The sequence below is a fragment of the Paenibacillus sp. SEL3 genome (assembly GCF_054602585.1).
In genome coordinates this window covers 5,648,346-5,660,000 of sequence record NZ_CM137725.1, presented here as the reverse complement: position 1 = coordinate 5,660,000, position 11,655 = coordinate 5,648,346, and the positions used below count along the sequence as shown (strand labels likewise).

Below are 11,655 nucleotides of genomic sequence, written 5' to 3'. Positions count from 1 at the left end.
GACAAAGATAATTATGTTTACGTCACTCAATAAAAGTGAGGTATACTCGATTCTTATTCCATGGAGTTGATAACTTCATCTGTTCTATGACAGTTAGATTGACCCTAAAATATGAAAAACAGCGGTATCCTTGGATAAGTCCTAGATACCGCTGTTTTATTGAACTATAAGCCATGACTTCAATGTTCAAGAAGATGCCGCTACCGCAAGCGTACCGGAAGAATCAGCTGTATGATGGATACTCCGCACGAAGCGAATCGTTTTTGTATCCGAGTGCATTACGACTGAATGAGTTTCCGCTCTGTGGCCGGGAAGAGAACGAACCCCCTGCAACCACTCTCCAGGTGTTACACCTGTAGCCACAAACATCACGCCTTGCCGTCCAACCATATCATCCATAGATAGCAACGCGCCAGGATCAGTAATGCCCATACGTTTGCAACGCTCAATCTCTTCTTCACCATGAGGCAACAAACGGCCCTGTATTTCTCCGCCCATGCATTTCAGCGCTGCAGCGGCCAATACACCCTCAGGAGCGCCACCAGAACCGATATGCAAATCTACACCGCTATCCAGGCATGTTTCAATCGCGCCCATCACATCCCCATGGCCTAGCAATTTGATACGAACTCCGCTTTCCCGCAGAAGCTTGATAATCCCGGCGTGCCGTGTACGATCCAGAATGGACACGGTAAGATCAGACAAGGATTTACCGAGTGCTCGTGCAGCTTTTGACAATGTGGTCGGGATTGGGTCCTCAAGTGACAGCTTTCCAGCCAGCGCCGGGCCAACGGCCATTTTTTGCATGTACATATCAGGAGCGTGGAGTAGACTACCACGAGGTGCAGCAGCAATGACCGACAGAGCGTTATTCAAACCATTTGCCACCGTTTCGGTTCCTTCCAGTGGATCGACAGCGATGTCCATAGCCGGTCCTCTGCGATTGCCTACTCTTTCCCCGATATACAGCATGGGAGCCTCATCCATTTCGCCTTCGCCAATGACGACCGTGCCGTCCATGGATACCGCATTAAAATGAGTGCGGATGGCTACCGTAGCCGCCTCGTCTGCGCTATTCTTATCTCCACGCCCTGTCCATTGTGCTGATTGCAGTGCCGCTGCCTCTGTTACCCGAACGAATTCCAATGCCATTTGACTCTCCATACCTATCCCTCCACCTCTCCTAAAATAATTATTACCCTTAAGCAAATGAATATATTTAGGGCAGCTTTGCTGCAATCTTTCTATTTATCTATTAAACTCCTGTATCCTACGTTTTTAATTTTTAGTTATATGAGCAGCTACTAAGCTCTATAACATTCTGATAATTAAACCTGCCGTCTCTTCAATCGCCTTATCTGTAACATCAATAACCGGACAATTCAGCTCTTTAAACAAAGACTGCGCATACGCTATTTCCTCTTCCACTCTCGTCGCTGTAGCATACTGCACATTATTAGGAAGCCCCATAACCTTTAGTCGCTCACTGCGTATTTTCAACAGTAACTCTGGCTCGATCGTTAATCCGAACACTCGACCACGCTGAACATCCTTCAACTGAACAGGCGGTGTCAGCTCCGGCACAACCGGTATGTTGACCGTTTTATAACCTTTATGCGCGAGAAACATGGATAAAGGGGTTTTGGAAATACGGGATACTCCAAGCAATACAATATCCGCTTTGAGAATGGCGCTCACATCTTTGCCATCATCGTATTGAACCGCAAAATCCAAGGCCTCTACACGCCGAAAATAGTTGTCGTCCAGTCGGTGCAGCAGACCAGGCTTCTCTTTGGGATCGTTATGGAACGTATCGGCAAACGCCTGCATCATTGGTCCCATAATGTCGACAGCCCGCACATTCAGCCGGACAGCCTCTTCTTTCATCGCCTCTCTCAATTCCGGCTGTACCAGCGTATAAGCTACAAAGCCTCTACGCTCGGCAACTTCCTCCATCACCCGGCTCAGTTCGTCTTCATCCCTCACGTTCATAAATCTTTTGATCTCTGTGTCCGGTAACTCAAACTGGCGCATGGTCGCCTGTACGACAGCTTCTGCCGTCTCGCCAATCGAGTCTGAACAGATCGCTATAAAATGACTGCTCGCCTGAACCATTCGATTCCTCCCATTAATCCTCTGCTACCATATCGAGCAACATTTTAATAATATTTGTTTTTGTAATACGTCCCACGACTTTCCAGTGCTCTCCTGGCTTGTCGGAGTCGGAAGGGACGACGACAGGCAGACTGTCGATTTGACGGGCAATAATTTTGCGCGCTGCCTCTAATACCGTATCCTCTGGGGAAACGGTGACAACATTCGCCTGTCGGGTCATCACTAGGCTGACAGGAATGGTTGCTGCATTGGGATTCCCTAATGTTACCTTAAGCAAATCCTTGCGGGAAGCTACCCCTGCCAAATCTCCGTCTTCATCGGTAACGATCAAATTGCTCACATTTTCCAAAAAGAGAGCTACAACAGCTTCCTGAATCGTTGTTGTTTCACGTACGATGACTGGAACCCCGTGAAGATCGCCCACCTTCATTTGCAATAGCCGGAATTTTTCCTCCCGGTTCGGCGTGCCCCGCTTTCCAACAAAATATCCGACCTTGGGCTTTGCATCTATGTAATTCAGAATACCCAATTTGGATAGGTCGGTCCGAATGGTCGCCTTACTGAGATTAAGCATTTCCGCAATCTGATCCCCGGTAATTGGGGCATGCTTTTGTACGATGTTTAAAATTTCTACTTGTCTTGCCGTAAGGTCGATGATGAACGTCCCTCCTTTTTTTCTTGCGATCTAATATTGAATATAATACGTCATATATAACAATAAATCAACCTTAAAAAGCATATAAAACATCACATATATAAAATTAAAGTGGTTATTCATGTCTTTTTATCATTTAAAACACTTATTCAACACAAAAAAACGGGCACTTTACACCCTGCTCTTTCGAGTAAGGCGAAGTACCCGCTCTCTTATTCGTATCTTAAAGCATCAATTGGACGCAGCTTAGACGCCTTCCGCGCCGGATATACTCCGAACAACACTCCGACTGCCATACAGCACAGAAAAGAGTAAAGCACGGGCTCTATCGAATACACAATCGGCATTTGGACGAATTTCTCAAGCAGTTTTGCACCTCCGAGACCCACCATTACGCCAACTAGTCCACCCATCAGACTGAGAAAAACAGCCTCAGCCACAAACTGCAGCATAATATCACTACGTTGCGCACCAATCGCTTTACGAATCCCGATCTCCCTCGTACGTTCCGTGACGGACACCAGCATAATATTCATAATGCCGACACCTCCAACGCCAAGCGCAATTGCAGCTACACCGGCCAGCAGCATATTCATAATCCGATCAACCCCGGACACTGTTTTTAAGATTTCCGTCTGGGTCATGATCTGAAAGTCATCGCCCTCTGATGGCTTTAGCTCATGTCTGACACGAAGCACCTGCCGAATTTCTGCACTTGCCTGATCAATCTTCTCCTCTGATGTTGCAGAGGCGTTCACCTGCTGAATACTCATATTGCCTAGCCGTTCCATCCCCGTTGTAATCGGTACATATACCTGCTGACCGCTGTTACTCATATTGGAATTGGAATTTGCCAGCACACCGACCACCTTAAAAGGAAGCTGTTTGATCATGATCGTCTCACCGACCGCTCTGGAGGCATCCGGACCAAAAATATTACGGGCCGCATCACTCCCAAGCACGGCCACATTCATTTGTTTATCCACTTCATAGTGGGTAAACGACCTGCCTTGAGCTAGTGACAGCTTTCTCACATGAACGAATGCCAGTGAAGTCCCCTCAATTTGTCCACTGACCTTATTGCGACTCCACGTAATATCTGCATTGGTCATAGCACTTGGTGCTACCTCTGCTACTGCTTTTTGCTGCTCTAGCGCATCGATATCTTTTAGAGATATTCCTTTCGTCTGATTGAACGACATGGAACTAGAGCCATCATATGGAGCATAAGGATAGATCATCAGCAGATTATTTCCCATACTGTTGATCTGAGATGTAATCGTAGCCGTTGATCCTTTACCGATGGCTACAATCATAATCACAGCGGCCACTCCGATAATAATGCCCACCATGGTCAGCAAAGATCGCAGCATATTGGTTCGCAAACTGTTGAGTGATACACGGATAATTTCCTTAAACTTCATGCCTTCACTTCCTCTGCCGCCATTCTTCGTTTCCCAACAGGCTGATCCTCTTCAATCCGCCCATCTCGAAAATGAATCAGACGCTTGGCGTATTCCGCAACCTCTTGATCATGAGTAACCAATACAACCGTTTTCCCCTGATCATTCAGACGCTGAAAAATCCCCATTATTTCAACACTTGTTTTGGAGTCCAATGCGCCTGTAGGTTCATCCGCCAAGAGAATGACCGGATTGTTCACAAGTGCGCGGGCAATGGATACCCGCTGCTGCTGACCGCCTGACAATTCGTTCGGCCTATTGTTCATCCGATCGCCTAGACCTACGCTAGTGAGGGCTTCCATTGCCCGCAAACGACGCTCCTTGACAGGAATACCTGCATAAATCATAGGCAGTTCCACATTCTCCAGAGCCGTTGATCGCGGGAGCAAATGAAATTTTTGAAATACAAATCCGATTTTCTGATTACGTATAATAGCCAGTTCATCCTCACGGGCATCTAAGATCGAATAGCCGTCCAAATAAAATTGTCCTGACGTAGGTAAATCCAGACAGCCGATAACATTCATCATCGTGGACTTGCCTGATCCAGACGGTCCCATAATCGCAACAAAATCACCGTCAGCAATATCAAGTTGAACCTCACGCAGAGCATGAATTTCCTGATCTCCGACATGGTACACTTTTTTCAAATCCTCAATCTGAATGACGTATCTCATACCCGTTTAAAAGCCTCCCTGCATGCCGCCCATAGCGGAAGGGTCCGGCGGAGGTTCAGGAGCAGGCACAATAAGCGTGTCACCCTCCTTTACACCTGACTTGAGTTCGACTCGATCTGGCGTATAAAATCCGAGTTCTACGGGCTTGAAAGTGCGCGCCCCTGGATTTGCAGCATTATTAGCGGAAACATACACGCCATCCTGTCCCCCTTCGGATCTCAGCGCAGTCGCAGGTACGAACAGTACATTTTTGTGTACTCCCAAAATAACGGCCACATTCATAATCATGCCCGTTTTGAGCTTGCCTTTCGGGTCATGAACAGACAGTTCCATCAGATACGTCGTCATCCCTTCATCCGTAGAGGCTTCCGGTGACACGAATTGCACCTTCCCTGGAAATGATTCACCCGGATAGGCATTGGTAGTCAACACGGCTGAAAGACCCTTCTTTACTTTGACAATGTCGGTCTGACTTACCTTCACAACCACCTTAAGGTCGTTGGAATCCGAGTTATTCATGACAATGAATGGAGCTGTCGGACTGGTCCCTACATCCCCGTTCACCTTCAAGATTACCCCGTCCCAAGGTGCTGTAACCTGAAGCTTGTTCAATTCATTTTTCTTCTGCTCCAGTTCCGTCGCCTGTCTTCGAACCTCTATCCGTGAGGCTTGAATATTGGATGCATCAGCCGGAACCTGAATTTTGCGAAGCTCTGCCATTGCCGTACGATATCCGATTTCAGCCTCTGAAATGGTGCGACGTTTTTGTGACATGATTTTGCGGAACTGCAGATCCAGACCATCATAGTCCGTCTGTGCTTTATCCAGTGCTTGCTCTGCCTGCTCCAATTCACTGTTGGACACCGCCCCGGCATCATGTAAAAACTTTTGGTCTTCATATGCCTTTCGCGCCTGTTCCAACTGCTTTTGGGAAGTTTTCTTCTGACTTTCGGCTTCTTCCAGCTCAAATGATTCTTGCGCTGTATCGATAGCCATTTTGGCCCGAAGTACATTTGTTTTCTGAATTTCAATGTCCTCAGCCTTCGGACCTTTCTCCAATTCAGCCAGCTTGGCTTTAGATATTTCCAAAGTATCAGACGCACTCTGAATTTGCATTTTAATTTCAGAACTGTCCAGAAGAGCCAGGACTTGTCCTTTCTTCACTTTGTCTCCGGCCTTCACGTTCACCGCTGCCAGCTTATTTTCGCCTGCGCTTGTAAAATTCAACTTCACTTCCTTGGAAGCCTGTACGGTACCGGACGTATCCAGCTTCTCGCTCACATCGCCGCGTTCTACTTTAAGCTTCTCATCCTGAACCAACGGTGCCGCCTGTTCTTTGGGCAAATTTAGGTATACTGCTGCTCCGCCTCCACCGACAACCAGTAGAACAATTGCAGTCCAGATCCACTTTTTTCTCCGTTTTCTCCGTAACTTGATTAAAGCGTCATTTAAAACCGTTTCTGCCAATGCCGTTTCCTCCCTATGTGCTCCATGGCTTGTTCAACGTATACTCATTTTGATCCAACTCGATCGCAAGCTCTTCCATTTGCCGTTCAATCTGGTTCACTTTCAACTGATTATTTTTCAATTCCATCTCAATAATTAGACCTCTGGCCCACTTTTTGCGTGATAATTCCAAGGCCTCTTTTGCTGTACGCAAGCTTTCTTCCAGTTGTACGTATTTCTTTTGATTTTCCTTAACTGTGGCATACAAATTACGGAGAGATTCGGCAAAATCCTTTTGACCTTTGTCGAGTTCCTCCTTAGCCGTATCGACATCCATTTTAGCTAGATCATAAGCACCAGCACCATTGTTAAAATCGAAATATCTCACATTAAGCTCCGAAGTTTTGATGCTATCCTCCAGCTTCCATAAATTTGGATTCATGTCTGTCAGCTGTTGTATATGTAATTCGATATCCAGCTTCTTCGGTTCCTTGTACACGGGTCGATCGACCAATTCATAAGCTGTTCCATTAGGCTGTCCCATGAGGAAGTTCAGGGCATCCCTGGATTTTTGCAACGCAATTTTCCCCTGCTCTACGGTTTGCTGAGCTTGGCTTCTGGCCTGTGTACTCTCGTTTTTCGCATACTCAGACAGCTTTCCGCGCGCAAATTTGGCAAGTGCAATCTTTTCCTCCGCTTGGGCGATTTCAAGCGCTTCTAGATCATTTTTCACCTGATTCTCTGCCACGAACACACTTTGATAGCTTTTCATCACATTAAAATAAATCTGGTCTTTGGCGAACTGCGCCTGCTTTTTGCTGGCTAAATAAGATAGCGTCGAGGAACTGTAATTTCTCCATGACGTTTCATCATCAACATACTCATTGTCTATAAAATCGACAGGTGAATTGCCCAGGTCCTTTTCTGCATTTTTCAGTTCCATTCTGCGGCGCTCTACGTCCCGTTCGGCGGTACGTGTATTGTAACTGTTCGTCTGTGCCCATTCCGCGGCCTGCTTGAGTGTCAATGTAGGTAAAGCCTGACCCGTTATGGATGATGTCTTCGATGGAGCCGCAGCAGAAGGTTTAACTGACGTACTTGATGCTACATTTCCTGATAAACTCTCAGCCTGTACAGTGGAGGCCAAGCCTGATGATAATGACAATACAAGCAGCACGGCAGCCGCTTTTTGCTTCATAGATGAATCTCTCCCCTTTCGGTGCATTCTTCGAATCTTTTCCGTTTTTTTCGACATAAATTTCCACAAACTCTTGCATTCTAATTGTACTTTCAGGTTTGTGTTGGTACAAGGTGTCAAAACAATACATTTTTGTAACCTTTACTTCCAGATTACTCGCTTTATACTACTTTTCGTCCAATCAGATATGGATTCAACCTATTTTTACCTTAACTTTACCTAATTTTCAGCTAATTTTAAGGAAACCAACAGCATCTATTAAGGTTTGGAACATATACTAGAGAAAGAATAACAGCCGCTCACTGGGAGGGTTAATAGATGATAAAAGAATCTCGTATGACAACCACTAACGAACTGTCTGATTTGTGGATGACCCGCTTTTTACGTGAATCAGAACAAAAAAAGAAACAACTCATCCGGGAAGCCCGGAAAAATAACGATATACCACTGATGAACAGCATTTCTTTTCACCTTGCCCAACGGGATCAGCAGCATCTTATCGGATAAAATGACAAATGAATCTTATGCTATAAATAACAGATTACCTCTAGTTATCTGCTTCGTATGCTAGATGAAAAAGACCGGGACAAATCGTTAATTGACTTGTCCCGGTTCTTTATGATGATCAAATTTAATATAAAACCGCATAGCTTGTTCCGCGCCTATTCTTCCATCTCTGCCTGCGGATCATAGAGATATTGATCCAGTGGAATGCGCCCGTTTTCATTAAACCGTATGCCTTCCTCCTCCAAATACAGACGCTGCAGGGATGCGGACTCATCCTCCTGCAAAGCAATCTCCCCCAAACGGTTGACTACTCTATGCCAAGGAAGCCGGTGTTTTTGGCTCAATGTATGCAAAATCCGCACCACCTGTCTGGCACCTCTTGGGCTTCCGGCCTCTGCCGCAATTTGACCGTAAGTCATTACTTTTCCCTCAGGGATCAACAGTATAATTTGAAGCACACGGGCAGTGAAAGGCTGCATGTTCTAATTCCTCCGTATTACTATTGCTTTTTCAATAATTATAGCACCCTGAACAGATGCTAAAAACCCCTGCTCCTACAAATGTAAGAAACAGGGGAAAACCCATCGTTAAAATTTAGAATCCGCTCAGACCCTGCCTTTTTAAATCCTGTGCTACCAATCGTGCCAGTTCCCTTGCACCTTCATAGTTTGGATGGAGTGTATCACCGTTCATGTACAAAGCCAGTGTAGCGACTTTACCAATAGAAGTAAAATAAGCTGAGCTAAGAACATTCAGGTCGACTAAAGGCGTTTGTTCCTCTTGAGCCAGCGCCAAAATAGCACTTCTATACCATCTATTTTCTGCGTTGTGTACATTGTTAGCATTAAAGTCAGTGGCTCGTCCTTGCGGAGTTGACAGGATTACCGTCGCCCCCTTAGCCTTCGCCTGCCGGATCATATCCCGCATCCAGTCCTTAAACTCTGCTTCGCTTTCGTTATGCTTTGGATTGGTGTCATTAATGCCCAATTGGAGAATAAAATAATCCCCCGGCTTAATATATTGGACGATGGCCTCCAACTGACCGTCCTGATGGAAGCCTCTAGCAATTTGGCCTCCTGACGCCATATTGCGAATTTGAAAAGTATTCGTGTTCACAAACTCTGGCAGCAGTTGACCCCATCCCGCCTGCACGCTGCTATCCAGCGGATAATAGTTACATACCGTAGAATCCCCACCGATATAAATTGTTCGATTCGTAACCGGATTGCTAGATAATTGCCTGATTTCCATTGCACTGAGTGTGAAGACCGCCCCCTCTTTGCCTTCAGTAACCAGCAGATTTAGTTGTCCGTCTGTTACTGGAATTTGAAAGCGATCCTTGGCCCCATTCCCTGTCATATTTATGACCTGATACACCCCTTCAGCTGCAATACTCGAACGAGAGGTATCTCCTAAAGTAACCGACACCTCATACAAACCAGGAGGAAGATCAACATCAAAAGTATTCTCGCTTTTCGTACCTGTAACCAGGAAACGTACCGCATCACTTGCCACTCCAGTCCCCGAAGCACTGACATTACGCATATTCTCAGGGGTACGAAAGCCATAGCCACGTGCTAAGTCATAAGACAGCGAAGCGCTCACTCCGGTATAACCCGTTTCGACCGTACCTCCGCCAAAATCAAACTTGTACTCGCCAGCGGATGCCTGGGCCGGGAGAGCTATGCCCACACCTGTTGCACCACATAAAAAAGCTGCTAAAAGCATATGAGTCAATCCTTTTTTCCACACCATTCTTCATTCCTCCTCCAGATTTTTAATTGTACAAAGCAATGGATATTTACTGTAAGCGCATACATAAAATTCTACCCATTGTTGCAGGGTTATGCCTGTGTAATTCTTATGCAAAAGAAAAGTAGTTTAATCGTTAAGCTTGAAACTTGTCTTGTACACAAAAAAGCTTCGCAGTTACATCTGCGAAGCCTCATGAAGCGATATTTCGTCATATCAAAATTACTACATTAATCCGCAACCAAAATTCCGTCAAAGCTCTCTGGACCTACACGTATTGTACCCAGCAGGTTAGCTGAAACAAAAGCAGTGTACACCAATTGTTCCGTAATCGGCGGGTTAAAGTCATCGGCTGAGAATGCAATAACCTGTGGAGCCAACAAACTCAAACTAAAAGTTGACGTGGCCGAATAAACAACAGGGTCAGTAACCAGGGTACCTCTTACAATAGTGATCGTTATTCCGACTAAAGCAAGCGGAAGTTGAAGCGATATAGTTCCTTTAAGCAAAACCCGTGGCGTACCTGTAGCTCCCAGTGTGTTTAACCCGATCTGCCCGAACAATTGAGGCGTATTTATAAGAGTGATCGGAATGGCAATAGAGTTGGCTGTCGAAGCATTTTGGGATGTTCTCCCATCAATAAATGTTCCCATGGTTTCTCCTCCTCTCTCTATCAGATACTCATAGACTATGAAAAAGTTTGTTTTGTGCTTGGACTGAATAACTTGTAAAACACACAACTTCTGATGAATAGGCTAATGTGCAGCCCCTTCTCTAGCCCTGTGAATACACTAAACCAACACTGAGAAAGGAGGGATGTCATGTCTAATAAGTTTAGAGCCACCTTAAGGGGGGCTAATGAAGTGCCTCCTGTCAGAACAAATGCGACAGGAACAGCCGAATTTCGTTACCGTCCAACGAGCCAACAATTAAGCTTTGAACTGACTGTACGCAATATCTCACGGGTAACCGAAGCGCATATTCATCTGGGACGAAGAGGTGAAAATGGCCCTGTTGTTGCTACACTGTTTGGTCCTTCGAAGTTTGGAATAACCGTTAGAAGAGGCGTCGTTAGCGGCGTGCTCCGTGCATGTGATCTTACCGGTCCACTCAGAGGCAGAACCATTTATGATTTGGTGTGCCAAATTAGAGAGGGTAATGCCTACGTCAATGTCCACACGATCCGTCATCCGAATGGTGCTATTCGTGGACAAATTAGACGCGCACCTATCAAACGTTGCAAATAACGAATAATCATGAGTATAAAAAAGAACTTCCATACCACTCATTTTGAGGCTATGGAAGTTCTTTTCTTAATTCAGGATTTTTGCAAAATCCTCAATTCTTAACAAAAGTTAAGAAGTTCATAAGCGTTTCTTAAGCCGTTCCCTTTAGGGTTGTTAAGAACTTTATCTTTTAATAGAAAGAGTTCAACAAGATACAGTTCACTCCTGAAAGGAAATGAAGCTTATGAAGCCTACGACCAAAGAAAAAATTCCCGAATTGCAGTTGGTCAGAGCCATGGCGATTTTAGCCGTCTTGATGGTACATGCCACTTCTTATGCAACGGTTCAGCTTACAAATTCCAGCCTATATGTTGTATACAATGCGCTCAATGTGTTGATGAAGTATGGAACCCCCGTATTTATCGCGCTTAGCAGCATGGTACTGTTCTACAAGTACAAGGATCGTCCAATGGGACGACAGCTCTTAAGTCGCTTTTATAAGCAGAGATTGCTGTATATTCTCTTACCTTACGTCATGTTCTCCCTATTTTATTTCATCCTGTCTCTTATGGCTGGCAGTTCCGGACCATCCCCTCTATCATGCTCGTTAGGGGGG

General features: G+C 45.5%; 12 protein-coding genes and 1 pseudogene. 3 read left to right on the top strand and 10 right to left on the bottom strand.

Features of this window, described 5'->3' with window-relative positions:
• Positions 1-186: 186 nt before the first annotated feature.
• The 7 genes from glpX to ACYCS5_RS26190 all read right to left on the bottom strand — a co-directional run bounded on the left by glpX (position 187) and on the right by ACYCS5_RS26190 (position 7,554).
• Positions 187-1,164, bottom strand: coding sequence for a class II fructose-bisphosphatase (gene glpX, locus ACYCS5_RS26220; RefSeq protein ID WP_165150815.1), 978 nt, complete (start codon positions 1,162-1,164; stop codon positions 187-189).
• 147 nt (positions 1,165-1,311) lie between these two features.
• On the bottom strand, positions 1,312-2,115 hold the full coding sequence (locus ACYCS5_RS26215) for a pyruvate, water dikinase regulatory protein (protein WP_029518435.1): 804 nt from the start codon (positions 2,113-2,115) through the stop codon (positions 1,312-1,314).
• A gap of 13 nt (positions 2,116-2,128) precedes the next feature.
• Complete coding sequence (locus ACYCS5_RS26210; protein ID WP_223822107.1) at positions 2,129-2,743, bottom strand: helix-turn-helix transcriptional regulator; 615 nt, start codon at positions 2,741-2,743, stop codon at positions 2,129-2,131.
• Between the two features lie 239 nt (positions 2,744-2,982).
• On the bottom strand, positions 2,983-4,194 hold the full coding sequence (locus tag ACYCS5_RS26205) for an ABC transporter permease (protein WP_029518436.1): 1,212 nt from the start codon (positions 4,192-4,194) through the stop codon (positions 2,983-2,985).
• Positions 4,191-4,910 carry an ABC transporter ATP-binding protein gene (locus ACYCS5_RS26200; RefSeq protein WP_029518437.1) on the bottom strand — a complete coding sequence of 240 codons (720 nt, stop codon included), beginning with the start codon at positions 4,908-4,910 and terminating at the stop codon, positions 4,191-4,193. The genes ACYCS5_RS26205 and ACYCS5_RS26200 overlap by 4 nt, the downstream gene beginning before the upstream one ends.
• A 6-nt stretch (positions 4,911-4,916) precedes the next feature.
• The gene (locus tag ACYCS5_RS26195; RefSeq protein ID WP_029518438.1) at positions 4,917-6,377 is read right to left on the bottom strand and encodes an efflux RND transporter periplasmic adaptor subunit; all 1,461 of its coding nucleotides are present in this window, start codon (positions 6,375-6,377) and stop codon (positions 4,917-4,919) included.
• Positions 6,378-6,390: 13 nt separating this feature from the next.
• Positions 6,391-7,554, bottom strand: a complete 1,164-nt coding sequence (locus tag ACYCS5_RS26190; RefSeq protein WP_318628436.1) for a TolC family protein — start codon at positions 7,552-7,554, stop codon at positions 6,391-6,393.
• A 318-nt stretch (positions 7,555-7,872) separates the two neighbouring features.
• On the opposite strand from ACYCS5_RS26190, the gene ACYCS5_RS26185 reads away from it, so the two are divergent.
• Complete coding sequence (locus tag ACYCS5_RS26185) at positions 7,873-8,061, top strand: hypothetical protein (RefSeq protein ID WP_459760336.1); 189 nt, start codon at positions 7,873-7,875, stop codon at positions 8,059-8,061.
• A gap of 155 nt (positions 8,062-8,216) precedes the next feature.
• Here the strand turns inward: ACYCS5_RS26185 and ACYCS5_RS26180 are convergent, their stop codons facing one another.
• From ACYCS5_RS26180 to ACYCS5_RS26170, 3 genes are all read right to left on the bottom strand, one after another.
• A complete protein-coding gene (locus ACYCS5_RS26180) occupies positions 8,217-8,540 on the bottom strand; it encodes an MGMT family protein (protein WP_029518440.1) in 324 nt (107 codons plus the stop codon).
• 115 nt (positions 8,541-8,655) lie between these two features.
• Complete coding sequence (locus tag ACYCS5_RS26175; protein WP_029518441.1) at positions 8,656-9,816, bottom strand: rhamnogalacturonan acetylesterase; 1,161 nt, start codon at positions 9,814-9,816, stop codon at positions 8,656-8,658.
• Positions 9,817-10,043: 227 nt separating this feature from the next.
• Positions 10,044-10,466 (bottom strand): hypothetical protein, encoded by a 423-nt coding sequence (locus ACYCS5_RS26170; RefSeq protein WP_029518442.1) that lies wholly within the window; start codon positions 10,464-10,466, stop codon positions 10,044-10,046.
• 168 nt (positions 10,467-10,634) lie between these two features.
• On the opposite strand from ACYCS5_RS26170, the gene ACYCS5_RS26165 reads away from it, so the two are divergent.
• Positions 10,635-11,060, top strand: a complete 426-nt coding sequence (locus ACYCS5_RS26165; RefSeq protein WP_023988435.1) for a CHRD domain-containing protein — start codon at positions 10,635-10,637, stop codon at positions 11,058-11,060.
• 223 nt (positions 11,061-11,283) lie between these two features.
• Positions 11,284-11,628, top strand: a pseudogene (locus ACYCS5_RS26160) (acyltransferase family protein); the annotation flags it as partial.
• Between the last annotated feature and the right edge of the window lie 27 nt (positions 11,629-11,655).